Origin of the sequence: Algoriphagus antarcticus, assembly GCF_002150685.1 — a bacterium.
Taxonomy (GTDB): Bacteria; Bacteroidota; Bacteroidia; order Cytophagales; family Cyclobacteriaceae; genus Algoriphagus; species Algoriphagus antarcticus.
Genome location: NZ_MSSW01000017.1, coordinates 124,438 through 150,512, shown reverse-complemented (window position 1 = coordinate 150,512; position 26,075 = coordinate 124,438). Strand labels below are relative to the sequence as shown.

General features: G+C 41.1%; 19 protein-coding genes and 1 pseudogene. 15 read left to right on the top strand and 5 right to left on the bottom strand.

The annotated features are described in order from the left end of the window. Nucleotides 1–42 precede the first annotated feature (42 nt). From BVH04_RS08695 to BVH04_RS08675, 5 genes are all read left to right on the top strand, one after another. On the top strand, nucleotides 43–627 hold the full coding sequence (locus tag BVH04_RS08695; protein WP_086541071.1) for a hypothetical protein: 585 nt from the start codon (nucleotides 43–45) through the stop codon (nucleotides 625–627). Nucleotides 628–631: 4 nt separating this feature from the next. Next, nucleotides 632–1,057 (top strand): ATP-binding protein, encoded by a 426-nt coding sequence (locus BVH04_RS25770; protein WP_205635821.1) that lies wholly within the window; start codon nucleotides 632–634, stop codon nucleotides 1,055–1,057. Further along, nucleotides 1,054–2,289, top strand: a complete 1,236-nt coding sequence (locus BVH04_RS08690; protein ID WP_205635820.1) for an ATP-binding protein — start codon at nucleotides 1,054–1,056, stop codon at nucleotides 2,287–2,289. Before BVH04_RS25770 ends, BVH04_RS08690 begins: the two co-directional genes overlap by 4 nt. A gap of 161 nt (nucleotides 2,290–2,450) precedes the next feature. Beyond that, nucleotides 2,451–4,436, top strand: a complete 1,986-nt coding sequence (locus BVH04_RS25100) for a type I restriction endonuclease (RefSeq protein WP_116116461.1) — start codon at nucleotides 2,451–2,453, stop codon at nucleotides 4,434–4,436. Further along, entirely contained in the window at nucleotides 4,427–4,942 is a 516-nt protein-coding gene (locus BVH04_RS08675; RefSeq protein WP_086541070.1) for a hypothetical protein, read from the top strand. The genes BVH04_RS25100 and BVH04_RS08675 overlap by 10 nt, the downstream gene beginning before the upstream one ends. Before the next feature lie 670 nt (nucleotides 4,943–5,612). On the opposite strand, the gene BVH04_RS08665 is transcribed toward BVH04_RS08675, so the two are convergent. Beyond that, a complete protein-coding gene (locus tag BVH04_RS08665; protein WP_086541068.1) occupies nucleotides 5,613–6,824 on the bottom strand; it encodes an ISL3 family transposase in 1,212 nt (403 codons plus the stop codon). Between the two features lie 52 nt (nucleotides 6,825–6,876). Here BVH04_RS08665 and BVH04_RS08660 point away from each other — a divergent pair, with 52 nt between their 5' ends. After that, nucleotides 6,877–7,200, top strand: coding sequence for a hypothetical protein (locus BVH04_RS08660; protein WP_086541067.1), 324 nt, complete (start codon nucleotides 6,877–6,879; stop codon nucleotides 7,198–7,200). Between the two features lie 46 nt (nucleotides 7,201–7,246). Then, entirely contained in the window at nucleotides 7,247–7,408 is a 162-nt protein-coding gene (locus BVH04_RS25405) for a hypothetical protein (protein ID WP_169714385.1), read from the top strand. 241 nt (nucleotides 7,409–7,649) lie between these two features. Here the strand turns inward: BVH04_RS25405 and BVH04_RS08655 are convergent, their stop codons facing one another. After that, on the bottom strand, nucleotides 7,650–8,510 hold the full coding sequence (locus BVH04_RS08655) for an IS256 family transposase, variant Zn-binding type (RefSeq protein ID WP_240510885.1): 861 nt from the start codon (nucleotides 8,508–8,510) through the stop codon (nucleotides 7,650–7,652). Beyond that, nucleotides 8,511–8,591, bottom strand: a complete 81-nt coding sequence (locus tag BVH04_RS26780; RefSeq protein WP_449353821.1) for an IS1/IS1595 family N-terminal zinc-binding domain-containing protein — start codon at nucleotides 8,589–8,591, stop codon at nucleotides 8,511–8,513. It lies immediately after the preceding gene. A 779-nt stretch (nucleotides 8,592–9,370) separates the two neighbouring features. On the opposite strand from BVH04_RS26780, the pseudogene BVH04_RS26355 reads away from it, so the two are divergent. From BVH04_RS26355 to ltrA, 3 genes and pseudogenes are all read left to right on the top strand, one after another. Further along, nucleotides 9,371–9,667: pseudogene (locus BVH04_RS26355) on the top strand (ArdC-like ssDNA-binding domain-containing protein); the annotation flags it as partial. Nucleotides 9,668–9,835: 168 nt separating this feature from the next. Continuing rightward, on the top strand, nucleotides 9,836–10,240 hold the full coding sequence (locus BVH04_RS26350; protein WP_262481365.1) for a zincin-like metallopeptidase domain-containing protein: 405 nt from the start codon (nucleotides 9,836–9,838) through the stop codon (nucleotides 10,238–10,240). Between the two features lie 624 nt (nucleotides 10,241–10,864). Beyond that, complete coding sequence (gene ltrA / locus BVH04_RS08640) at nucleotides 10,865–12,142, top strand: group II intron reverse transcriptase/maturase (protein WP_240510884.1); 1,278 nt, start codon at nucleotides 10,865–10,867, stop codon at nucleotides 12,140–12,142. A gap of 323 nt (nucleotides 12,143–12,465) precedes the next feature. Here ltrA and BVH04_RS25095 read toward each other — a convergent pair whose 3' ends face one another. Further along, nucleotides 12,466–12,666 (bottom strand): hypothetical protein, encoded by a 201-nt coding sequence (locus BVH04_RS25095; RefSeq protein ID WP_140160548.1) that lies wholly within the window; start codon nucleotides 12,664–12,666, stop codon nucleotides 12,466–12,468. Between the two features lie 1,002 nt (nucleotides 12,667–13,668). Here BVH04_RS25095 and BVH04_RS08630 point away from each other — a divergent pair. The 5 genes from BVH04_RS08630 to BVH04_RS08610 all read left to right on the top strand — a co-directional run bounded on the left by BVH04_RS08630 (nucleotide 13,669) and on the right by BVH04_RS08610 (nucleotide 25,536). Next, entirely contained in the window at nucleotides 13,669–14,667 is a 999-nt protein-coding gene (locus BVH04_RS08630; RefSeq protein ID WP_086541063.1) for a hypothetical protein, read from the top strand. Nucleotides 14,668–14,674: 7 nt separating this feature from the next. Continuing rightward, the gene (locus BVH04_RS08625) at nucleotides 14,675–18,037 is read left to right on the top strand and encodes a PKD domain-containing protein (protein ID WP_086541062.1); all 3,363 of its coding nucleotides are present in this window, start codon (nucleotides 14,675–14,677) and stop codon (nucleotides 18,035–18,037) included. Between the two features lie 5 nt (nucleotides 18,038–18,042). Beyond that, complete coding sequence (locus BVH04_RS08620) at nucleotides 18,043–22,386, top strand: DUF6443 domain-containing protein (RefSeq protein WP_240510883.1); 4,344 nt, start codon at nucleotides 18,043–18,045, stop codon at nucleotides 22,384–22,386. Between the two features lie 7 nt (nucleotides 22,387–22,393). Continuing rightward, nucleotides 22,394–23,077 carry a hypothetical protein gene (locus BVH04_RS08615; RefSeq protein ID WP_086541061.1) on the top strand — a complete coding sequence of 228 codons (684 nt, stop codon included), beginning with the start codon at nucleotides 22,394–22,396 and terminating at the stop codon, nucleotides 23,075–23,077. A 1,553-nt stretch (nucleotides 23,078–24,630) separates the two neighbouring features. After that, the gene (locus tag BVH04_RS08610) at nucleotides 24,631–25,536 is read left to right on the top strand and encodes an ArdC family protein (protein WP_086541060.1); all 906 of its coding nucleotides are present in this window, start codon (nucleotides 24,631–24,633) and stop codon (nucleotides 25,534–25,536) included. 255 nt (nucleotides 25,537–25,791) lie between these two features. Here the strand turns inward: BVH04_RS08610 and BVH04_RS08605 are convergent, their stop codons facing one another. Beyond that, the gene (locus tag BVH04_RS08605) at nucleotides 25,792–25,992 is read right to left on the bottom strand and encodes a hypothetical protein (protein ID WP_086541059.1); all 201 of its coding nucleotides are present in this window, start codon (nucleotides 25,990–25,992) and stop codon (nucleotides 25,792–25,794) included. Nucleotides 25,993–26,075 lie beyond the last annotated feature (83 nt).

The following is a 26,075-nucleotide window of genomic DNA, read 5'->3' as shown; positions in this document are numbered from 1 at the left end:
GATAAAAAGTAAATTGGTGGATAAAGATTAACTAGTATAGTCATGGCAAGAATAGATCAATCAAAAGATTACAACTTTAAACACACCCTTAGAATCGAATTGATTCGAGGTGAGGAATTGCTATTTAATGTGGATTTTGAAACTGTCGAGGAATTTGAAAATTTTCTATCCCATTATACAGATGATCTGAATGATCACGCCAGAAACTTCATTTCATTCTATGCGATTCCTGAGCGAATGGTTTTCATCCGAATAGAAGCTATTAAAAGAATTATTTTTTTGTGGGATGTGCCAGCTGCTCTTGAAGTTCCTCTAGTTTATCGAGATAATTTTGATCTGGCTTCCGATTTAGATGGAGAACTCCTGATCCCCTCTGCTATTTTTTTACTAAGAGGTTGTAAAGAACCCGTGGTTTTTGACAGCTTGGATCCAGAGGATGACTTCTTGAATCTAACTGAAGAAAGTTTTGAAAATCCACATTTTCTAAGAGGAGGATTTATTTCAATGCCTGATGAAGATGGAGAACAGAATTATATTCCGGTAATCAATATTGAATATATTGAAGTGGACCGATGTCAAATCTATCCGGACCAGGTTTGGGAAGAAATGCAAAAAATTGAAGACTGAAAGGATGACCACAGAAGAACTGAAATACATTCTCTTAGGTCTCAGAAATCTCACTGATGAGAATGAAATTGCGGAGTTTAAAGAGGCGAAATCGGGCTATGATTTTTCGAAACTGGGTAAATATTTTTCGGCATTAAGTAATGAAGCCAATCTCAAAGGTGTACCCTATGCATGGTTGGTGTTTGGCATCGAAAATAAGAAACATGCAATCGTGGGTAGTCAGTTTCGACCAAAGCGGAAAGACTTAGACAGCATGAAAAGCGAAATTGCAAACAAAACCACCAATCGAATTACGTTTATTGAAATTTATGAGTTGAACGAACCTGAAGGGCGGGTAGTCATGTTTCAGATCCCGTCTGCCCCAAAAGGCTTTCCTATTTCTTTTGAGGGGACTATTACGGACGAGACGATGAAGAGCTTTCTCCTTTGAATCTGGAAGAAATAGAACGAATCCGAGCCCAAGCTACCACTGAAGACTGGAGTGCAGCTACTGTACGGGATGCTACCATTGCCGACTTAGATGAAGAAGCGATTGCTCTTGCCCGAAAGAATTACAAAAACAAATTTCTAGAGAAGGCCTCAGAGCTGGACCTTTGGGATGATATTACCTTTTTGAATAAGGCCAAAATCACTATTAAGGGAAAGATTACTCGAACTGCCATTATTCTTTTGGGTAGGGAGGAATCAGAGCATTTCATCAATCCTGCCGAAGCTAAAGTTCGCTGGCTGTTGAAAGATGCCAACGGCAATGATAAGGATTATGCCATTTTCGGTTGCCCTATGATCTTGGCAGTGGATAAAGTATATGCCAAAATCCGCAACCTGAAATATCGGTATATCAAAGACGGAACACTTTTTCCAGAAGAAGTCAACCAATATGAGCCCTATTCTATACGTGAAGCTTTGAATAATTGTATTGCTCATCAGGATTATACCAAGCATGGTCGAATCAATGTGGTGGAAATGGATGATCAGTTAATTTTCACTAATCTAGGTTCCTTCATTCCTGGAAGTGTAGAAAAGGTGGTAAAAGAAGATGCACCTGAGGAACATTACCGAAATCGCTTTTTGGCTGCTGCAATGTTTAACCTAAAAATGGTAGATACAGCTGGTGGCGGTATTAAGAAGATTTTTAATTTTCAACGAGAGCGATTTTTTCCGATGCCCGACTACGATCTCTCAGGTGGTAAAGTTAAAGTGACTATTGCAGGTAAAATCCTCGAAATGGAATATGCCCGAATGTTAGCACGAAATAATGATCTGACCCTAGAAGAAATCATAATGCTGGATAAAGTACAGAAGAAGAAGGTTTTGACGGATCTTGAAGAAAAGCACCTAAGAAGTAAAAGGCTGATAGAAGGTAGGAAGCCAAATTATTTCATAGGACTTAAAGTTGCGGAGAAGACTGGGCAAAAAGCTACTTATTCAAAGAATAAAGCATTTGACAAAAAGTACTATCTCGATTTGATTGAAAAAGCGATCAGAGAGCATAAGAGTTTGGAAAGAAGTGAGATCGATGAATTATTGTGGAATAAATTACCAGACTGGATGAATGATAATCAAAAAAAGAATAAGGTTGGAAATCTTCTTTCTGAGTTAAGAATGAAAGGAAAACTTGAAAATAGAGGGACCTCGAAAAACCCTCGGTGGCATTTAGTATGAGGTATGAATTGAAAAGCTAAGAGAAAATTTAAGAGAAGGTTTAAGAGAAGACTTCAGTAGCTTTACTAGTTAAAATATTGATTATCAATTATTTAAAATGAATTATTCTCTAATAAAAATGAACAATTTGTAATAGATTTATTAGAAGAAAATTAGAGACAATGCAAACTCCCAGCTTTCAAGAAGACCATATTTCCCAGATTCCTGCGATTCAGCTGCTAATCAAGCTGGGCTATGATTACCTGAGCCAAGCGGAGGCGATGAAGCTCCGTGGAGGAAAGACCAGTCAGGTGATTTTGGAAGAGATTCTCCGAAAGCAGCTGAAGTTGATCAATTCTGAAAAGCGGGTTAGCAGCTCTAGACATACATATCTCAGTGATGCCAATATTGACAGCGGGATCCGAAGTCTTCAGGAAATCACCCTCAACGAGGGCTACATTCACGCCTGCGAAAAGGTCTATAATTTTCTTGCTTTGGGAAAGGCAGTCGAGCAATCTGTGGATGGCGACAAGAAGAGTTTTACCCTGCAATACATTGATTGGGAAAATCTGGAAAACAATCACTTTCACGTCACGGAAGAATACAAAGTCGTACGGAGCGGTTCTAAAGATCATTATATTCCGGATTTAGTACTTTTTATCAATGGAATTCCCATTGTAGTGATCGAATGCAAGCGACCGGATATGAAAGATCCGCTGAAGCAGGCCATATCGCAGCATCTGCGTAATCAGCAGGAAGATGGAATCAGAGGTTTGTATGTCTATGCACAAATGGTGCTTTCCTTGGCGACTCAGGAATCAAGCTATGCAACGAATGTCCCGCATGAGAGATTGGCACAGGAGGTAATAGCTGAGGAACCGGGATATTTCTATATTTATCTGAGTAACGAGAGTCAGACGGGCTCTGAGGCTTTCTTCAACGATTTCAGCATCATGACTTCCGAGTCCTACGTTGTACAGCAAACGGACTATTATCCTTACGGCATGATCGCCAAGAACTGGACCAGAGTAGGAGAAAAGGCTACCAAGGATCTGTTCCAAGGCAAGACATACGAGGATTTGACGAAATGGTATGATTTCCATTCTAGGCAATACGACGCGGCATTGGGCAGGTGGTTTGGATCAGATCCAAAGGCTGGAGTAATGCCCTACAACTCGCCCTACTCAGCGATGATGAACAATCCGGTAATGTTTACCGATCCGGATGGGGAATGTCCGATTTGCTTTGCGGCAATTATTGGAGCAGCGATAGGAGCAGCTGGATATACGGCAAATGTCACCTTCAGTAATGGAGGTTTCAATAATTGGAACTGGGCTCAGTTTGGGAAATCCGTCGGGATGGGTGCACTATCCGGAGTCGTCACTACGGGAATAGGAACCATGATGGGGCCTGTCGGTAGTCTAGGACTTGGCGGCGAGATCGGCCGTGCGATGATGCATGGCCAAGCAAATATTATGGTTGGGGCGGCTTTCGGACAAAATCCTTCTATGGGTTCTTATTTAACTAGTTTTGCATCTTCATTCGGAGGGTCCTCTTTTATGATGTATGGTGGGAAGTTTGCAAACAGTACCGTTGGCTTATATGGATTTTCTGGGATGGCCGGGGGATTAACTGCAAATGCAACGGGCGGGAATTTCTCGCAGGGGTTTGCAGCAGGTTTGATAAATGCGGGTTTAAATCATGCCAAGTCGAAAATAGATGCGTCGGGTGCCAGGTATTTTGCAAACAAAAAGGCATTTTATGATTACCTTTGGAAGAACTCGTTTGATGCAAATGGCAATTCAATCAGAGAACTTTCCGGTTGGGAATTGGAAAATGGAAATGCAATAGCTTTACCTTATGACAAGAACTATATAGCCAAGGATGGGACTTATGTTAGCTTCAATGATGCTTTAGATGTTGTGCCGGGTGAATTCAGGACGAGATGGGTTCAATTCAAGGGGCAAAAGTATCAGATAAATACACATGCTCATACTCATCCTCAGTCATATGGTTTAATCCCTCCGGGTTATAAAGGTGGTCCAGATGCACTTATGATCAAATTTGTAAATAACCCTATCAAAATATTACACAACGCTAATTTATTCCGAGTTGGCCTTGGAAGTGATGGGGCATTTTCTTACCAAAACATGGGGAGATGGAAATGAAATTATTAATTTTAATTGTGTTCATGTGTCTGAACGCTTGCAACGAACCTGGTAAAGAAGGTATAAGAATAAATAATGAGCATGCTGAGCCAATTACTTCAATACCTTTTTCCGAATTGTACCTCAATGCAAAACCAGGACGGCCTGAAACAAAGGCTATCAATGAAATTAAGGGTTATTTGCTTAATGAAGGGTGGAGCATAGATAGTTTATATGTTTATAAAATTAATTATTCGGTGTCCTGCGATATTTCTGATGAGACCAGTTTTACTACAGATCCGCTGAATGCGTGTATTGCCATATTCAATATCGAACACAAAGTCAATCGAGACTATTATTTGAGAATCGAGATTGAGAACGATAAAATATATGAAGATTACGAAATGAAAAAAAGAGGTAAGTCAGAGCCTCTTTTTGTTCCCGGTAGACCTGTGTATTTAAGAAATGAGATACTTTTATATTACTATTTTAAGGGAGATTCTATTGTAGATGTTCTATCTCACTAATTCGGCCTGTTAGTTTAGAGTCGTTTTAAGCGTAGAACTAGGAATTTTTATTTTACTTTAGAATTTTTTTTTTTAAATAGTGGGAAAAGTGCATTGGTATTATATAGCAATCTTGGAATTAGTAACTATTAAATTAATTTTTGTCTCGCGATGTGTGGAATGTTGACGGAACTGAATTCCAAATTATTTCTTTCAGCAATTCTTACAAGTATGTTTGTATTTGTGTATTTGGCTGTAAAGTCATTGAAAGTAAAAAAGAATAGAATACTATTTGGTTTTATTGATATTGGTTTAATCGTGGAACACATTGTAGGCCTATATTTTATTATATTTGGTTTGATGCTGTGCCCAAATTACCCTTAACAATTACAACTTTTAGTGGAATTGTTAAGGGTAATATAAGGGTTTATGCAAAAGCATTGAATATTGTTCGCATCATTTCTTCAACGTATTCTAGAAGCCTATCCTTAATAAATATTGGATTTAAAATACATTATTGAATGGGTAACTTTGTTTTTTGCAAGAATCCGATTTCATTACATCCATTGTCGAGAAACGGAGTGATAACCTAAGCATGATCTCATCGCTCATCGGACAAGATTATGTGGGTTTGAAGGAATATGGGACACTGGAGGATATTACTTTATTTTTTTCAGGTTCTACCCTTAAGTTAGTGGGGATATAGATCTAAGCCACCATGGAAAAATAGTATTGCGCTTCTAAAGTTGGCAAAGGTTCGATAGCCTTTTCCTACTGTTTTGAGTTCTTGAATTTTGCCATTTAGGCGTTCAGCCATTGCATTGCTTAGATTCATGATCAATGCATTTACCACTCCGGAAATATGGTTGTTGAATGTCTCTACTACTTTGTCTATTTCCTTTATTTTTCTCTTCTTCGAGTCAGCTGTCCATTTGTTGTATAGTGTCCAAGCGAAAAGTTTTCCGCAACTGAACAGATCTTTGAAGTTTTCTCTTACTTGCCAAGCCTTGCTAACCTCATAGTTCGCACCGGCAATTGCTTCAAACTTAATCCGTTGTTTCTCTGTGAGGTTTTCTGAATTCTTAAGTAAGGCATAGCGTGTGTTTTTTAGCTCGTCATGCTGTTTTACTTCTCTTCGGCGCACTTGATCGATAGCCTTATTGAGGTACATGATCAGATGAAACCGATCGTGCGTGATCGCAGCATTGGGAAGCAGCTCCTCCGCTGAATTGATATATGCGGGCCACATATCCATACTGATTGTGGTTACCTGCCCAAGTTGTGTTTCGGTTAATGTTCTATTAAATAGTGACTTACAAGCCTCCTTTGTTCGATCTTCTTCCACATCAAGCACACAACCAGACCCGGGATGACTCAGCACAGTGATGTACTGATGACCCTTCTTAAAGGACTTTTCATCAACACTTAATTGATCAAATACCAGCTCTGTATAGTTTCTTCTCTCCATGCCTCTTTTTGTGCTCAGGTGCATGATCCGATTTACCACATTGAACCCACAGCGCATAATTTGAGCTGTTTTGGTTTGATTTTTACTCGCCTGGAGCAAGTCTATTACCGCATGCTCAAACAGGAAGGTATGACGCTCGTACCCAGAGGCCCAGCTGGGCTGAACAGTCTTTACTTTACCCTGAGAAGTAATAATCCGAGGCAGTGCACACTTGATATACGTTTTGTATTGCATCGTGTCCAAGTGCCTCCATTTACGTGCCGGCGCGTGATCGTAAATTTTGCAGAGTTCACCAGTCTGGGTATCTTCTAACTGCTCCGACAAACAGACTATTTGGATAGAAATTTCCTCTTTAGAAAAATCTGTGTCAACCGATTCGACTACCCATCCATCTTCTAAATCTAGTATTCTTGTGAAAAGATTCTCCGTAAACATCTTTTTGCTTAAAGATAGCTATTCCATTAAATTCGTGGTAGAACCATTTTTCATGAAGAAAATGAAAAAATCGGATATTGGCTTTATGCTTTGGTTGTTCGCCGTTGGTGAACATATTAGAGAAAACTATAAAGCGGAATGGTACTTAATGAAAAGTCAAAGTTTGGCAGGAGAATATCTAAATCCTTTACTATTGGATAAAAACGACAACGTTTGGCAAGTGGGAGTATTTTGTTACACTCTCTATTTCAATAAAAGAAGAATGGCGAGAATTGGATATGATTTTTTTTATAAGGTTTACATTGAGCAAAGAATATCAAAATTAAAACTAATTGATTTTCAATTCAAAAAAAGTGAATTAATCAAGCTAAAGTAATTAGCTATTGTGATTGTTTGATCGCATATAAAATGGAGTTCGATATTTGCAGAATCATCGAAGTTCGCTTGGTATCGTATTCAAAACAGGTTTGCAAGCCTCTTATCTGGAACTGGGCAATTACACAGTGGTATTGATGATGGATCCGGAAGGGGTAGATCTTCCGATTCTATCCCTAAGCCGTTTCACCGTTTCGCCCACTCCCTGAGTTTCGATCTGTCAGCACCATTTTTCAAATGACAACTTCCCTCTCTTCACTTTGGGAGAGTCGGTAATGTGGTCAAAAATAGTTGGTGACTTTGGTTTAAATATTCATTATAATTTGCGACAGATTTGAAGAGGACTTAAGCTCTGCTGAGGAGCAACTTACCAGCAATAAAATCTGTCAAGTGGAATGGAAGGGCTTCGTTTTTTCGGGGCCCTTTTTTTCATGCTTCATTCTTCTTGTTTCATGGCTTGGAAAACCTGTTATTTAGTTGATTAAAGTACAGATACCATCTCAAAAAGCTTTTCCTGTTTGCGTACGATAGTCCCCTATGGACATTCAGATTGTTTTTTAAATGTCCGAAGAAGGACTCCAGTCCGTTTGTTGATTTGGGGATTTTTGGGTTGTCCAGATAGTGAAACAAATTGGGCAGAGCGCTCATGATTACAGAGAAGGAACACTTCAACAGCTTATGTTTATACCAGTATTTTCCCGTTGTGGGGTTGACGGTTTTCTCATGTACAAACTCATGATGGCCGGCATCCCAATTGGCCAGATCCAACAGCCAAAAGCTGAGCTGCTGTTGGGTACGGATCAGATGCAGTGTAGAGATGATTCTTCGAAGTTCCTGACCAGCAATGCTCTTTGGTTTACTGGAAAGCCATATTCTGCACATACGCTGGACATGGATCACACATCGCTGAAGGGTCACATCGGGGCAAACTTTCTTGACCGCTCTTAGTAGAGCCCGGTGACCATCACAGGTGATGGACTCAATCTGAACACCAAGGGCCAACAGATTTTCCAGGTCTTCCTTCAGCTCCTCATACCGTTCTCCGCTACTGAAACGATAGAGCTGGGTAAACTTAACGGTGTTGTCTCGATACAGAATCAGACACAAGTCGTTGGTGAAATAAGTGCCGTCAATGATCAGGTTTACACGCTCAGAGGGGTAAACACTCAACTTCGGAGGCTCCTTCAAATAGCCTTTGAACAGCCGCTGAATGGTACTTTTACTGTACCCTGTGAGAAAAACCAACTGCTCTAATGTTTGCTTGCCGATAACCCACTTTTCAAACCATATAAATTGGTTGGACTTGGTCACCTAGGGATTCGAACCGGTAAAGAGAATCCCGCAGTTTTTACATTTATATCGCTGCTTGCCACCTTGCTTTCCCCACTTGATTGAGTCTAGAAAGCCACATGCCCAACACCTTTTTTTTTGACTTTTCCATAAAACAATACAACCTTATTGAAATGACTTTCAATAAGGTTGTTTCAAAAGACAGTAAATCAATGTCTTACACGAGTTTTACCAACTATTTTTGACCATTAAATCGGAGAGTCCTTTCACTTCCCGCGGGCAGAGTTCCTCCTCACTTAGCCTTTATTCGAGTCCCGGCAAGCTTGGGACTCGAGAAGGCCTTACGGTTGAACACTGCTCCTAACCAACTTTAGGGGGACAAGCCTTTTTTGATTTATATAACGCTCCCAAAGGAATTTTGCTCCGTTCCCGGCGGTAATCGTTCCGTTCCATTTTTTTCTCCTAATGCCTTGATATGTGAGTGTATTACACGACAAAGCAAAGGTTGAGTGCGAACCTGCAGTGTTCAAAAGTGCGCTCCGCCCTGAGCTAAAAACGGGGTCTCCTACGGACTACCTCCCAGTTTTCCTCCCAGCCTTTTGCCATATGCAGAACCACCCTCTGTGGGTTGCATGTCGGTCAGAACCTCAATACCAGTGGATAAAAAAAATGTCACAACACTCCTACATATCGCCCATCACTCCCAAAAATCTGCCCCTTGTGTTAGGGGAAAATCTTGGGTCTAGTGTCGGGTCGAACTTCCTAATATCCTTGGATATGATGGGTTTTTATATGACTGAATTTCAATTAACTATTTCGGTAAAACAATTGAAATTAATCGTACTATGAATGCTTAGGAAAACTTCAACAAACTAGCGGAAACCGTAACAAACGAAATCATAGAGGGAATCCAAAATGAAAATCTTACTTGGGAGAACGTGTGGAACCCTAAAAATTCACCTAAAAATTATGCTTCAGATCGTCCTTATTTAGGCTTTAATTCGCTTTGGCTTGCTTGGGTGACTTCTTCTAAAAAATTCAGTACTCCTTATTTTCTGACCTATAAGCAGGCAAAGCAGTTGGGTGGAAATGTGAAAAAGAACGAAAAAGGCACCAAGGTTGTATTCTGGAAAATCTCCAAATTTGTCAAAGGTGAAAGCAAAAACAATGAAGGTGAGAATGAGAAAGTTTTTGGAAGAAAGTTTACTCCGTTTATCTGGACAGTTTTCAACATCGATCAAATAGAAGGAGTTGATTTTTCAATCGAAGAGTCTGATGAAAGAGTTTTCTCACCAATCGAGACTTGTGAGTCTATTATTTCAGGTTATGCCGATTGCCCAAATATTGTGCATGAAGGCAATGAAGCTTTTTATAGCCCTGTAAATGACTTTATCAATATGCCTGATAAGGAAGCTTTCAAAGGAGACGAGCAATTTTACTCCATTCTTTTTCATGAAATGATCCACTCAACAGGACATGAAAAGAGGTTAGGCCGATTTTCTGAAAGATCCGATTTAGTTGGTTTTGGCTCGATTGAATATTCAAAAGAGGAATTAATTGCAGAAATGGGAGCTAGCTATTTGAATGCATTCGCAGGAATCAAAGATGCCAATTTCAAGAATTCCTTGGCTTACATGAAAGGATGGTTGAAGCCTTTGCAGGATGATCCTAAAATGCTGATCTATGCCGCCCAAAAAGCGCATCAAGCAGCCAATTATATTCTCGGAATTGAATCAGAAGGGGAGGATTAAATCCCCTTTTTTGTGTGTCAGGCATGGTCATAACGCTCTAGGGTGAAAGTCCCAAACGAGAGTTGCAGTACTTATCGTTAGCCAATAGCAAGGGTGTCGCGGGCGACTGCGAATCTGAAGGAAGCTGGCGGCAAATGTTTGAGCCTACGAACAGAAACTTCATATAAGGCGGGGCTGTGTGGGTGATGTTGCAAAAGAAACAGAAGCCCTATACTGCACAGAACACAGCTACGTAAATGGAGAGGCTACATGAACAGAAAGCGAATGATCTTACCCTGAGAGATCTGAGAGTATATCGTGGGTATTTTTTTTTAGCATACCCAACTGATAAATGAGTATAGTGATGTACTTCGGTATTTTCAGAAGTCAGCAGACGCCATAGTAGGTAAGAAACGAGTCCTGTCACCAAACAAATACAGGGAAGTCTCACGAAAAGACCGAAGGGCTGAATGTTAAAGTAAGGGAACGAATTACGATGTTTTACAGAGAAAGCAAAAAGCCGAACCACGTAAGAGAACTGTTTGCAGGAGGATAGGGCGGAACCCGAAAGTAGCATGCAAAAGGAGCTTAGCCGATCAGTGAACCAGTAAGGGAGTGCCCCTGTGAGTCAAAAAGTCAAGGAGGATGCTGGATAGAATTATGGACAGGCGTATGATTGAAAGATCCCTTTTGCAGGTAGAACGCAACAAGGGGGTGGGGGGTGTGGACGGTATGCAGACCGATGAACTTCGTGACTACCTAAGCACCCACTACCAAGACTTACGCAAGGAAGTACTGTCAGGCAAGTACAAGCCAAGCCCTGTACAAAAGGTAGAGATACCCAAACCACAGGGAGGGGTAAGAATGTTGGGAATACCCACGGTAGTAGATCGGTTGCTCCAACAGTCGATCAGCATTTGGTTAGCTCAATACTACGAGCCCTTCTTTTCGGCCTTCAGTTATGGTTTTCGCCCGAGTAAGAATGCCCATCAGGCCGTATTACAGGCACAGACCTTTCTTAATGAAGGGAATGTTTATGTGATAGAACTTGATCTGGAAAAGTTCTTCGATCAGGTGAACCACGACAAACTGATGAGTCTTCTGATGCTCAAGGTCACGGACAAAGCCACATTAGGTCTTATTCGTGCCTACTTTCGCAGCGGCGTAATGGAAGCAGGAGTAGTGAGTCAGCGACTGGAAGGCACACCGCAAGGTAGCCCCCTGAGCCCATTGCTATCGAATATTCTACTAGACGAACTGGATAAAGAGTTAGCTAGAAGAGGGTTGAGTTTTGTGAGATATGCAGATGACTGCAGCATCTATGTAAAGAGTGAAAAATCAGCACATCGCGTGCTGAGGAATATCACGAAGTACCTAGAGAATAGCTTGAAGTTAAAAGTAAACAAAGCGAAGAGTAAGGTCAGTCATCCATCAGAGAGTACGTTACTGGGTTTCAGCTTCTATAAAGATGCAGGGAACTGGTCAGTACGTATTGCCAAGAAGTCCATGGAGCGGATCAAGGAGAAAAGCAAGGCAATCACCAGGCGGAATAATGGGAGTAACACCAGAGAGAAAATAGTAAAACTTGGCTCACTGATCCAAGGCTGGGTGAGTTACTTCCGGATAGCGAACGCCAAGTCAGCTATGCGAACTCTTGATGCGTGCGTAAGGGTAAGATTACGCATGGGCTTGTGGAAGGAATGGAAGAAGTGCAAGACAAGAACTTTGAATTTGTTGAAATTGAAAGCAAACAGGCAAAAGTCGTTTGAATGGGGAAACAGTAGTAAATGGTACTGCCGAGTGGCACATAGTCCGATACTGAGTACGACCCTGAACAATGCGTATTTTACAAAGCAGGGATATACAGGGTTTTCCAACACTTATCAACGGCTGACTAATGAAACACAGCCATCATTATTTTAACAAACCGCCGTATACCGAACGGTACGTACGGTGGTGTGAGAGGACAGATAGGGGATTAACCCCTATCTTCCTACTCGATTATTGAATGATGGTTTATTGTAACTTAGCTTTTGCTTGATTCAAATAATTGAACCTGATATTATGTTACAGCCACTGCTGATTGTCACCTTATTTCTTGGAACTGGATTTTTACTTTCTCTGGTCCAAACCGCACACCTGAAAAAGCCCTTTCTTTCCAGAATGGGCTTTAGGCTTGTTAGCTTTGGTTCTATATGCTTTTTTCTTCTAGGATCTTTCGCTTCGCTGAAGTTTCTTTTTGGCTTCTAAAGCTTATCGAGTATTTCTCTAATCAGACGCTCTTTCTCTAGTTTCTTTTCTCTTTTTGCCCGTATGCTCAAGATGTAGAGAATCCAAATTCCCCAAGCTACAGCAAAAAGAGGAAAAGGATTTTCTGCTCCCAATGCTCCAATCATAGCTATAAAGCTAATAAATACTGTTCCTAAAAATTTGATTGTTGACCACATGAGCAGTTTGATTTGGTTGAACTACATTTTACGGATTTATGATTTAAATTCCAAATATTATCAAGTAAAAATTTAAATGAGTAAATATGTAATTATATAAAAATATATAAAAGGTCAATATTTTTGTAATTCTGTTTTGGCTCGGTGATGGTACTTTATTCTACCGTATATCTCAAAAAGACATTAGATTACTAGAAATCAAACGCATTTTCCATTACAATCCCTAACGGTTTAATCCAATAGGGTAAAAAAACACACGAAAAGTTCGATTTCCACTACTTCAATGAATTCCCCTTATATTTTTTAAAAAGCAGATTCTCGAAGCTACTCATCGAATTTCTTTTCTTTTTTTCATCCGGAATTGATTAGGGTCACGCATTGATTGACAAATTGCTGAAAACTGTAATCAGATTGTTTGTTATAAGCCCATAGAAAGAAATCTATGAATATGTCTTTATACTTTCGTTTATAGATGCATATTATTCATTTCAAGGAGTTCATTTTACGTTTTTGATATGAATTAATCGATCAAGTTATACTCGGTTACATGGGAGGTTTACATCAGTCTTAAGGTCTGATTATTTATGGAAGCCTTTAAAACTAGTAAAAATTACTAAAAAACAATTTTTAGTAATTTTTACTAAAAATATTTATTTAAACTAAACTAATTCACTTTTGAATTTTTCTTTGAACAATGCTTTATTTTTTTAGCTAAATCCTAGAAATAAAACAAAATCGAGAATTTCTAAAAAATCAGGAATTCTTCATTATTTCAACTGATTTTTTTGAAATGAATACATGAAAATGAATTATATAATTCTATTATATCTGTTTATATGCAAATATAATTTGGCTTAAACATTAAATTACAATAAAAAAATACCCTATATAGGGTATTTTTTTGGATGCTATTTTTTCTGAGCTTAGCCTCATGCTGGACAGTACGCACCCGGTCATATTTTTGTGATTCATTTTAATCCTAGGAAGCCTTTTTGCAACTCAATGAATAAGAAAAAAAGTGCTAAATGTCCATTTTCGCTTGGGAGTTCTTCAACCTCCATTAGGCGTTTTCTTTTTTTAACAGTGCTAGCATTACTCGTTTATTCTATTCCTTCTCTTGGTCAACAAAAAAAACCTGTTTTGCCAAACAATTCCCACTTGACTCCAGATTTAAAAATCAAGTTACCTAAATCCGATCTTTCGTCGATGAAAGAAAAACTGGGCTTACTGCAAAAACCCGATTTTATGAAGGACTCAATGCAATTAGACACAGCCAAAGTTGTTCTAAAACTTGAGTCCGAATTTGAACGTCAAGCTCAATCTCAAGGAGCGGGAGAATTGTTGGAAAGTAGAAGCTTGGAAGAATCATTTTTAAGCAGTTTGGAGACCGATGCGGAAGCTGAAAGAATTCGTCAAAAACTAACTCAAATGAATTTTTCAATACCGAAGGAAAAGTTGACTGATGCACATCAGAAACTTTCCTCCGAGAAAGAGAAGTATGCGGAGCTCTTAGACTCACGGATAGCGCAGGAAGCTATCAGAAGAAACTCGTTGCAAGGTAAAAAATTTTACGAAAGACTTGAATTTGGTGCGCTGATCCAATTTTCACCTTCCGGAATCGGTAAATCTGAACTTCATTCCCAAGCGGGGTATGCGTTGTCAAAGAAGTCTGTCTCAGGCATAGGGGTCTCAGTTGGCTTGGACCAAGAAACGCAATTGGAAGGACTCAAGCTGTTTTTTGTCCGTGATTTTGCGAGGAATTTTCTTTGGATTACTGAATACAGCCTAAAAATTTCCAACAACGGAATTGAGCCAGTCATTCCTTCTCCGACGCAAGTCCCGTTAAAAACAGGTTTGGGGACTGATTTAAGGATAGTGGGTAAGATGCATTTACGTTCCGTCTTGCTGCTCCCATTGGGAAAGGAATTATTCAGTGAAGGCTCATACTTAAAGAAACACACAGGAATACAATTGGGGTTGATCTACAAAAACATAAAATGAATTTAAAATGTCCAATAAGTTAAAATTAGCAATTGTTGTTTATTTTCTTTTTCAAACCATTTCTGCCCAAAATTACGTGGGTCCTTCTCCGAATTCTATGGGGATTGTCCGAATGACTAACCAAGTTAATCTACTAACGGGTTCTCCAAATATCAACATCCCTCTTGTGAACCTGCCTGGAAAAGAACTGTCTGCCTCGATTTCTCTCTCTTACAACAGCTTTGGTCACCGGGTTCAGGATTTGGCGAGCTCAGAAGGTTTGGGATGGTCATTAATGGCCGGGGGAGTGGTGACCAGAGTTGTTCGGGGAGAACCTGATGATTTAGCGGGAGGATATTGTAAACCTAATCCTACCGATACTGAGCCCGATATATACACTTTTTCAGCTGGGGGAATTTCAGGGAAATTTGTCTTGGATAGGAATGGAATTCCTTTGCTGATGCCCTATCAAGATGTTGTGATCAAGCCGGGAATCTGTCGAAGCGGTGGAAGTGGAACATGGGAAATCACTGACGCAAACGGAGTTAAATACTTCTTTGGTACGAATTCGAATTTCCAGGAAACTACTACCTATCGAAAAACAACTGCCAGCTCTACCACTTCTAAAACCTACACGTCCTCATGGTTGTTGGAAAGAATTGTATCACCAAATGGCACTGATGTCGCTACGTACTTTTATTCCACGAGTACGAATAATTATGAAAGTTACTCTTATATAAAGGATACAGGCGCAGTACCGAACCCGAACGTAGTAGTAAACAACTCCTATTCCCTCACGCAAAATGTGAAGAACCTTTTATCCATAACAACCTCAGGAGGTTCTGCGGTTTTTACTTATAGTATTGGCAGGGAAGATGTTGTTGGCGGAAAATACCTTGAAAGTATAAGGGTATTGGATCACTTGGGAGCCCAGAGCAACAAACTTTCTTTTAAGTATGGATATTTCGGATCAGGAGGGGCAATGTGCAAGCGGCTGCGCCTGGAATCTATCCATGATTTGGGCTCAAATCCAATCTATAGCTTTTCCTATAACCAAACTATCAATCTCCCTTGCAGAGACTCCAAAAGCATTGATTATCTCGGCTTGTACAATAGCTATACAGGCACCGATTGGATTCCTGCCTCTATCGAAAACATGGAGACAGGAACAAGAAAACCCGACGCGGCTAGAATGAAAGCAAATCTCTTGACCAGAATCGACTTTAGGGGGGGCGGTTACACTCTCTATGATTTCGAGCCACATTCAGGTGTTGTTAAATTTGGGGTGACCTACATCAATGCCTATGCATATCCAGTGGTAGTAGACCAATTGATGCCAGTTCTAAGTGGTAACAGGATCTCTAAAATTAGGAAGTATGACGGTACGGGTACTATTAGTGTACTTGACTATAAATATGAAAAAACCATTACCCAAAGTGGGCAGCAGGTCTTGATTTCCAGTGGGGAGATTAACAGGCATTCTTTTTTCAAGCTCAATTTCCCCTATCTGACCCGCTGGTTTTCACATAACCAGGCCGATATTTTTGATGCAAATGGGATTTTTGTCGGATACACCCGAGTTGTTGAAATTGAAAATGGGAAAGGAGCAACTGAATACATTTTTTCGGGATCAACCTTTTCGCAAACCCTGAATACAGACACTCCCGTTTCATTTTGGAGCACAAGATTTTGGGAAAGAGGATTGCTGTTGTCCAAAAAAGCATTCTTGCAGGGAGACAATTTAACGCCTCTTTATTCCGAGGTTTTTGAATACGACCTGAACATTGCCAACCTCAGATCTATCAGTGGGAAAGAAGAGATGAAAGTCCTAGGTAACAATGGTATACAGACCAAAGAGAGCAATTATACTTTTATCTCAAAACCGATTACTCTCACCAAAAAAACGACTACCTACCGTGATCAGGTTTTAAGTACAAAAACTTATGCAACGGTAGAGCAATACAGTTACCAAACTCCGACTTATCAAATTGCCAGCGTGAGCGCTTGGAACAGTACCAATCCAAATGAAAAGTCGATAAGTGTCACCAAATATATCACGAACACGGATTACAACTACAGTACTTCCAATTGTGAAACTCAGCTGACTGTGTGCCTGAACAGCTGCACGAATGGAGGGTCCACCTGCGAAAACAATTGCTACATCATCTATAACAACTGCAATACACAGGCTTTGAATGCCATGGGGCCGGAGGGAAAGGCAATTGTCAAAATGCGTGAACTGCACATGAACAATGCCGTGGTAGAGTCTCAAAGCTTCATCCAGCGGGGTGGGGTTAATTATCTGACTGCAGCGAGTATAAACAAGTATTCCTATTTCAGCGGATGGATCTATCCTCAATCTCAGTGGATTAGCAAAAAGAATACTGCCACAAACTACACGGGATCAAAGATTAATGCAAGCGGAGGGTTTGACATGTCCCCGCTTTTTGTAGAAGTGTCAAATCAAACATACAATAACGCCACAGGAAAGCTGACTTCACAAACACACCGAAATGGAATCAAAGTCGATTACACCTATTCGAATAATAACATGACTTTGGCCAGCAGCACGGTAAGTCCAGCCTCAAATCCCTTCACTTCCAATTATTTATATAAGCCCATGGTGGGAGTGACAAAGGAGACTGATCAAAACAACAAAGCTGTAAATATGGAATATGATGGCTTAAACAGGCTGCGGCTGGTAAAGGACAATAGTAACAATATCCGCGAAAGATACCGTTACCATTCCAAAAACGAGACTCCAAACTTTCGGATAGCAGCAACCAATTCTCAGATCGCGGCGGGACAGTCAGTGACTTTCAGTTTGGAGGACATTATTGTTCCTTCAGGAGGGACCACGACTAGGCATTGGACGACCGGAACTGGAGTCAGCTATACTGACAATCGAACAACAATGAATTATACCTACCCCACTCCAGGCTTATATACCATAACCTCGACCCTATTGACAAACGAATTCAACTCTGTAACCAAATCTTATAATCTGTTGGTGACCGGAGCTTTGCAAATCACGATTTGCGCCAACGGAGCGCAAGAAAAGGACCTTTGTAATCCTGCCACACGAGTATGGGGATCATGTACAGCTTCTCAGGTAGATACGGGTTATACAAGGTTTCAGACAAATTTTAGTCCACTCACCAGCACGGGTTGCGTAGGCATATACAACTACCACTTTGAGTACCAGCAGGGTGGTTTATGGCTAACATTTAGTAATGGTGTTAACAACTATGCGGACTTTGTCAATACCATCGCCCCAGGCTACTATAACATTAGGTGCACCATTACTGATAGCTGTAGCAATACCGCAGTTGCGAATAGCTTTATGAATATCTACGAAAGCAATCCCTTGTGTACTCCTATTGAAATTTGATCACCATGATACGAAAGATTCAGCTGTCCGTCATTTATCTGTTAGTTGGTGGTTGGGCAAGTGCCCAGACCCTTGCACCAAGTCCAGGAAGCAATTTTACTAGGAAAGAAACAGTTTATGTCTCAGGACAAACTACGGATGCTCAGGTATTGAGCTTGCCTATCGGTAGCAAATCAACCACATTTCAATACGCGGATGGTCTGGGAAGGCCCATACAGTCTGTCAGCCGTCAGGCCAGTCCCCTTCAAAATGACCTGGTAGCTCCAGTGATATATGACATTAAGGGTCGCGTAAGCACTCAGTACCTGCCGTATCGGATTACATCTACCACAGGCGCATTTCGCAGCAGCGCTGTCTCCGAGCAGGCTAGTTTCTACACCAGCCCTCCGACTGGAGTAACGGGAGATTCCCGTCCATTGAGCAGCTCAACTTATGAAGATTCTCCTCTTGACCGCGTTCTTCAGTCTACAAAAGTTGGAACAGACTTCTCCAATAAGTACCATGGAGCCAAATCGCTGGTCAATGATGCCAGCGTCGTACGAAAGTGGGATATAGTCAGCGGGCTTCCCCGTTCTACGGCTACTTACGTAGCGGGATCGCTTGCCCTAGTAGAGTCATTTGACGAAGTAGGCCTTCTAACCAGAGAATACAGCGACTGGTTGGGTAGAAAAGTCCTCTCTCAGGTGCAAGCAACTTCCACTACATGGCTGAGTACTTATTACGTGTATAATGATTATAATGAATTACTTTTTATTATTCCCCCTTCTTCTGCCGCCACTTTTACTCCGGATGCAGCACATTCCAATATGTGGCATTTTCGCTATGAATACGATGAACTAGGGAGAGAAATCGGCAGCAAAGCGCCTGCTGCGGAATGGGTATATACCATCTATGACCGTTGGGATCGCCCAGTACTCACCCAAGACGGCATCCAGCGCGCCATGGCAAATCCAGAATGGAATTTTGTAAAATACGATGCGCATAACAGGCCGGTAATTGTCGGTACATTCGCTTCCAGTAGTACGAGGGCAACACTGACTACAAATGTTGGAGCTTCAACAGGAAGATTCGAAACCCAGAACACTACTGCTGTAGGATATTCCCTGAATGCGACTTTTCCTGCCTCGGCCACCGAAGCCAATATTCTAACTATTGCCTACTACGACGATTACAGCTTTCGGAGCAATACAGGTTGGTCTAACAACAATGCATTATACGCTTTTCAGGCCGTTTCAGGATTTACTCCCGCTGCAAATGAAACTGCGGTTAAAGGATTGGCGACAGGTTCTAAATCCCGATCTCAGGGCACTTCTATCGCCTGGCAATATGCTGTAACCTATTACGATCAGTACTACCAGCCCATCCAAACCATAGCCTCCCACCAGTTGGGGGGTACCGTTCGGGCTACCAGTCAATATGCTTTTTCCGGCGAGACCGAAAAAGTAAGAACAGCCTACTCGTATACAGGAGGAAATAAAACTATCAACCGAAGGTTTACCTACGATCATGCCGGACGACCTCTGAAGACATATCATCAAATTGACTCAGAGGAAGAGGTATTGTTGAGCCAATACCAATACAATGAGTTGGGGGAGGCTATCGATGTTATCCACCACAGCCGAAATGAGGGCAGCACTTTCCTTTATAAATCCACGTTGAAATCCACCGTTCAGGGATGGACTGATGAGATCCTGTACAGATTTTCCGATAATCAGGTCGTGTTCAAAGAAAAGCTGGATTATCAAAAGAGCAACGGAGCCAGTAACACCGTTAAACACAACGGACTTATTACCTCCCAAAAGTGGCACCATTATGGAGCCGTTCCCGAGGAACTATACAACTATAGTTATAATACTCCACAGCAATTGACAGCTAGCGTTTATCAGAGCAAGCCAGCGACCGCCTGGATCAGTAATGGCCTTTATAATGAGAATAACATAACTTACAGTTCCAATGGAAATATAACGGCATTAGCGCGGAACAGGAGCAATGCAGGCACAGCGGTGCAGACAGACAACCTGGCGTATACCTACAGCGGTAACAGACTGACTGCCGTGACGGACAATGCTCCCACTACTTACAAAGCTGAGGGATTCACAGACGGGAACCCGTCCGGTACGGATTATCAATACAATGTTAATGGTTTTCTGATATCAGATACCAATAAAGGTATCACAGCCATTACCTATACCTATCAAGACCTTCCGTCACAGGTTAACTTTGGCAGCAACACAATCAAATACACCTACGACGCGGGTGGTGCCCTAATGAATGTGACTTATCAGGGAACTGGTGGCTTCCCGAATAAAACGGTTCATTACGTTGGGGAGTTGGTTTTCGAGGGCACCGTCTTACAGGACATTAACCACGAGCTGGGTAGAGTACTGGCTAATAATGGCAACAAGTATCAATACTACCTGACAGACCATCTTGGAAATAGCCGTGTGGTACTTCAGGAAGATCCCGCTGCGTTTACCTCATTGGCTGGTCTGGAACCCCGTGATATGTCGGAGGAATCCCAGCAGTTTATCGGATATGAAGAGGTCGTACGGATATCTGCCGACATGCTCAACCATACCGAAGGATCTGAATCCAGCTTTGCTATGCGGCTCAGCGGCGGCAATGGGGAAAATATAGGCTTGGCCAAATCGGTCTCCGTGATGACCGGTGACACCGTCCGGATGGAAGTGTTTGGGAAGTACCTGGATATCGGTGAGGCGAAGCGCAACCCAGCAGTGATGGCTGTGCTGATGGCCATCACTGCTGCTGATCCCGTGGCAATGGGCATCGACGGAGCTCTGACGGCCTCGGCAAAAATGATCGGTACGGAGTCGGTGGGTATGGCTGGTTTATTAACGTCCAGCAAGGATGTAGGCGACGCTCCTCCCGCCTTCCTCAACTACCTCTTTTTTGACCGGGAGATGAATTACAAATACGGGGGGTTTGTCCAGATGACCAACAGCGCCCGTGAAGACGGAACGAATGTTCCGCATGAGAAATTGGCACAGGAAGTAGTAGCAGAGGAACCGGGATATTTCTATATTTATTTGAGTAATGAGAGCCAGACGGGCTCTGAGGCGTTCTTTGACGATTTCAGCATCATGACCTCGGAGTCCTATGTCGTCCAGCAGACGGACTACTATACCTACGGGATGATCGCCAAGAACTGGACTAGGATAGGAGAGAAGGCTACCAAGGATCTTTTTCAGGGCAAGACATACGAGGATCTGACCAAATGGTATGACTTCCACGCAAGACAATACGATGCTGCATTAGGGAGATGGTTTGGGGTGGATCCACAAAACCAGTTTGCATCGCCGTATCTGGCGATGGGCAACAACCCGGTGATGATGGTGGATCCGGATGGGGAGTTTGCTGCATTTCTTCCAATACTTGCGATCGCGGCTAAGGCAGCAGTTATAGGAGCAGGTGTAGGTGCAGCGACATATGCTGCAAGCACAGCTATAACGGGGCAAAGCTGGAACTGGAATCAGTTAGGGTCACAAATGTTTAGGGGAGCGGCTTTAGGAGGCTTAACCGCGGGTCTGGGAGCAGGGTTTTCAGCTGGCCTCAACGCTGCGGGAGTAGGGGTGCAGGCCTCCAATTTTATTGGCGGAGCTTTGGCCTCTTTTTCTGGGAATTTAGCTGGAGGTGGAATGCCTCAAGCCGCGGGTCAGTGGGCGGGGGCGTTGGGAGGCGCTTTTTTAGCCGGCCAAGCAATGGCCAACAATAATCCTTTGAATCTCTCTCAAGGTTTTGATAAAACAGCGAAAATTTATGGGTCAATTGGAGTAAATCATGATTATATTAGTCTCCCAACCCACCACATCGAATCTCTCAGGATGTTTAATGTTGCAGATTGGCATAAGCTGTTTTCTGGAGGGATGAACCCGGTAGTGGCTGGTATTTATAGTGGAAACCAGGCATTTGCCAACCACCCGGTTACCCAAGCGGGGGTTTTCGCGGCAGGTTTTTTGCTTCCTGCAATCCGGGTAGGGCAGCTTGGGAATGTTGCAAAAACGGGGCTTTCAAATGCTCAGTTAGTTCAGAAGGCAGCCACGTTAGCAGAAAGGACAATTGGAGGTACGGGAGGTGTTGCAGGTACTGCAAAGCACGTTTATGCTAAAAATCTTTTAAGTCGTTATCAAAGTATTTATGGAAATAGAGGGCTTAGTGTAGGCAGTAATTATTTTAATGGTCCGACAGGTAAAGGATTTCTAGATGTTGTCAACCATAATACTAAGACGATTTTTGATTTTAAGTTTGGGAAAGCTGTAATGAGTAATGCTCAATATATGAAATATTCAAATAGTTTTCCCGGATATACAATACAAATAATTAAACCTTAATTTGAAAATGTCAATAGGTAAAGAAATAAAAAAGAAGGTAAATGGAGATTGGCAAAATGCCTTTTCTGAATTGTCTTTGTATGCACAGAGTAAACTATACAAGGTAGTAAGTCCGTTAATCATTGGACTAGAATTGATAAAATCCCCTTTTACTGATAGTTACAGTCCATATTTAGTGATTTACCCTCTCTGGAAAAAAGACTTAAAAGCAATTTTTGATTACCCTATTCTTTTAAGAGACTTCAAAACTAAAAAAGGCTTTCAATACGATATACCTTATGAAAATCACGGGATGTTTTTTGATGATGTGTTGGACTCCATAAGAAAGCAAAGTCCATTGCCCTTTGAGGGAAATATTTCCTTAAAACAATTAGTAGCAGTTTTGGATGAGTATTCTAAAACACCGCCATTGAGTGCCTCCCCTAATTCTTACTTGCAGGCTGACCTTCAGAAGGCAAAACTCAAAATCGCTTTAACAGTAAGTAGTGAAGAAGCTCAAAGTATATTAGAGCAAATCCATAAAAGAAATTGGGATGTTAATCACTTTAAAGCTTGTGGTATAAATATAAATAAATGGTTTCAAAGTTTGCATGATGCGATAGTCGAAAGAGATGAATTTTTAAACCAAATAGATGCAAGCAAGCAGAATAAGAAAATCGCAAATCTTCAAAGTTCAGAACTTACGGAATAAAACAGAAGCCCAATAATGCACTTGCTTTAAAAAATAAGAATGAAATTGTCTGTTTAAATGTAACTATATGTTTTCATTATATTCCTAATGGAAAAGTGATGACTTTAGCTCCTGAATTTAAGAATAAACAGGAATCAACAACGTCTTCAAAATGGAACACCAAAAATGATTTATAAGGTCATAGAAAATGATTTCGCAGATTTGGTTTTTTTAAAGAAACAATTAAAATTTTGGCTTTCAAATAATTATATCTAAAATGTTAGTTCTTGGTCAACTTCACCAGTTTCGTACTAATTCTCTTAACCAGTTAAATTTCTTTTTTCATATTTACTCAAATTTCATTTCTTCATCAGTTCCTTCTTCGGGAAACAGATTTCCCGCTACATCGCCTTAGTAAAAGCCAGTGTCCGAAATCCTCTTAACCCCTGTCGACAGCTCCGATTTTGTCAGAGAAAGGCTTTTTAGAAAAAAAATAGTAGTCAGTGGTCATTTCTCCTGCTAGTTTAGAATTGGATAACGCTCGATTTTGCTTGTGGTTTCTAGGGTTTTTTAGGCTGGTTTATGTTCTGATTTTTTTCATTGCTCCGGATTACGAATGCTTTGAAATACCTAAAATTTTGATGCTAAAGATTCAAAAGCTTCAAAATATAGAAATATATTATATAAAATATAAATATTTTTTTTGTTAATAATCATTGCTAATTATCTTATAAATTCTTAAGATCTGGTCAGTTTTTTCTGCCAGTAAAGCTCATTTTCTTTTTGCTGTAATGGGGGCTTTCCGAAGGACGGGCTATCCCTTCAATCTTTCCATTTGCAGATTCCTATCTCTTCCGAAAGGATTTTCGATTCTATCCCTAAGCCGAATTCCCTGTTTCGCCCACTTCCCGAGTTTGATCCTTCATCACCATTTTTGCAAATGACAGCTTTCGTCTCTTCACTCTGGAATAGGGCTTTCACTCCCCACGGGCAAAGTTCCCCTACACTTTACCTTTTCCCACGTCCCGGCAAGCCTGGGACTAGGAAAGGCCATTTCGGGGAACACTGCCCCTAGCCTCGTTTGGGGGGCAAGCCTTTTTCGATTTTCCTTCCGCTCCTTGGGGGATTTTCAGTCCGTTTCGGGAGGTATCCGCTCCGTTCCATTTTTTTCTGCCTTATGCCTCGGTATGTGAGGACATGACACGCCAATGCAAAGGTTGAGTGCGAACCTGCAATGTTCAAAAGTACGCTTCGCCCTAAGCTAAAAAACAGGGTTTCCTACGAACTGCCTCCCAGTTTTTAATCCCAGGCTTTTGCCCTATGCAGAACCCCCCTTTATGGGTTGCATGTCGGTCAGAACCTCAATACCAGTGGATAAAAAAAATGTCACATCACTCCTACATATCTCCCTTCACTCCCAAAAATCTGCGCCTTGTGTTCGGGGAAAATCTTGGATCTAGTGTCGGGTCGAACTTCCTAATATCCTTGGATATCATGGGGTTTCAGAGCCTCGGCTCTCAGGTAAGTGGGATTAGTGAACTGCATTTTTTGACAAACCTTAAAACATCTCTACTATGAAAGCTTGGGAAAACTTCAACAAACTAGCGGAAACCGTAACAAACGAAATCATCGAGGGAATCCAAAATGAAAATCTCACTTGGGAGCAAGTTTGGAATCCAAAAAATGCACCTAAAAATTATGCTTCAGATCGTCCTTATTTGGGGTTCAATGCGCTTTGGCTTGGTTGGGTAACCAACTCCAAAAAATTCAATACTCCTTATTTTCTGACCTACAAACAAGCAAAGCAGTTAGGCGGAAACGTCAAGAAGAATGAAAAGGGTAATAAGGTTGTGTTCTGGAAGATCTCCAAATTTGTCAAAGGTAAAAGCACCAATAATGAAGGAGAAAACGAGGATGTTTTTGGACGAAAGTTTACTCCGTTTATCTGGACAGTTTTCAACATCGATCAAATTGAAGGAGTTGATTTTTCAATCGAAGAGTCTGAGGAAAGAGTTTTCTCACCAATCGAGACTTGTGAGTCTATTATTTCAGGTTATGCCGATTGCCCAAACATTGTGCATGAAGGAAATGAAGCTTTTTATAGTCCTGTAAATGACTTTATCAATATGCCTGATAAGGAAGCTTTCAAAGGAGACGAGCAATTTTACTCCATTCTTTTCCATGAAATGATCCATTCCACAGGACATGAAAACAGGTTAGGGCGATTTGCTGAAAGATCCGATTTGGTTGGTTTTGGCTCGATTGAATATTCAAAAGAGGAATTGATCGCTGAAATGGGAGCTAGCTATTTGAATGCATTCGCAGGAATTAAAGACGCCAATTTCAAGAATTCCTTGGCCTACATGAAAGGATGGTTGAAGCCATTGCAAGATGATCCTAAAATGCTGATCTATGCAGCTCAAAAGGCACATCAAGCAGCTAATTATATTCTTGGAATCGAATCAGAAGGGGAGGATTAAATCCCCTTTTTTATTGAATGATGGTTTATTGTAACTTAGCTTTTGCTTGATTCAAATCGTTGAACCTGATATTATGTTACAGCCACTGCTGATTGTCTCCTTATTTCTTGGAACCAGATTTATACTTTCTCTGGTCCAAACCGCGCACATGAAAAAGCCCTTTCTTTCCAGAATGGGCTTTAGGCTTGTTAGCTTCGGTTCGTTATGTTTTTTTCTTCTTGGATCTTTCGCTTCGCTGAAGTTTCTTTTTGGGTTCTAAAGTTTATCCAGAATTTCTCTGATTAGACGCTCTTTGTCTAATTTCTTTTCTCTTTTTGCCCGCAAGCTGAGGATATAAATGATCCAGATACCCCAAGCTACAGCAAAAAGAGGAAAAGGATTTTCTGCTCCCAATGCTCCAATCATGGCAATAAAGCTAATGAATAGGGTTCCTAGAAATTTTATTACTGACCACATAATCAGATGGTTTTGGTTAAACTACATTAAACGAATTTATAGTTTCACTTCAAAAAAATCAGACGTAAAAGTGTAAATAAGTA

Excerpts from the sequence above, each read along its gene's own strand:
- BVH04_RS08615 (WP_086541061.1), top strand. The coding sequence starts at position 22,394 with ATGTCAATAGGTAAAGAAATAAAAAAGAAGGTAAATGGAGATTGGCAA.
- BVH04_RS25770 (WP_205635821.1), top strand. The coding sequence starts at position 632 with ATGACCACAGAAGAACTGAAATACATTCTCTTAGGTCTCAGAAATCTC.
- BVH04_RS08610 (WP_086541060.1), top strand. The coding sequence starts at position 24,631 with ATGAAAGCTTGGGAAAACTTCAACAAACTAGCGGAAACCGTAACAAAC.
- BVH04_RS08675 (WP_086541070.1), top strand. The coding sequence starts at position 4,427 with ATGGAAATGAAATTATTAATTTTAATTGTGTTCATGTGTCTGAACGCT.
- BVH04_RS08625 (WP_086541062.1), top strand. The coding sequence starts at position 14,675 with ATGTCCAATAAGTTAAAATTAGCAATTGTTGTTTATTTTCTTTTTCAA.
- BVH04_RS25095 (WP_140160548.1), bottom strand. The coding sequence starts at position 12,666 with ATGTGGTCAACAATCAAATTTTTAGGAACAGTATTTATTAGCTTTATA.
- BVH04_RS25100 (WP_116116461.1), top strand. The coding sequence starts at position 2,451 with ATGCAAACTCCCAGCTTTCAAGAAGACCATATTTCCCAGATTCCTGCG.
- BVH04_RS08605 (WP_086541059.1), bottom strand. The coding sequence starts at position 25,992 with ATGTGGTCAGTAATAAAATTTCTAGGAACCCTATTCATTAGCTTTATT.
- ltrA (WP_240510884.1), top strand. The coding sequence starts at position 10,865 with ATGCTGGATAGAATTATGGACAGGCGTATGATTGAAAGATCCCTTTTG.
- BVH04_RS08660 (WP_086541067.1), top strand. The coding sequence starts at position 6,877 with ATGAAGAAAATGAAAAAATCGGATATTGGCTTTATGCTTTGGTTGTTC.
- BVH04_RS08665 (WP_086541068.1), bottom strand. The coding sequence starts at position 6,824 with ATGTTTACGGAGAATCTTTTCACAAGAATACTAGATTTAGAAGATGGA.
- BVH04_RS08630 (WP_086541063.1), top strand. The coding sequence starts at position 13,669 with ATGAATAAGAAAAAAAGTGCTAAATGTCCATTTTCGCTTGGGAGTTCT.
- BVH04_RS08695 (WP_086541071.1), top strand. The coding sequence starts at position 43 with ATGGCAAGAATAGATCAATCAAAAGATTACAACTTTAAACACACCCTT.
- BVH04_RS08620 (WP_240510883.1), top strand. The coding sequence starts at position 18,043 with ATGATACGAAAGATTCAGCTGTCCGTCATTTATCTGTTAGTTGGTGGT.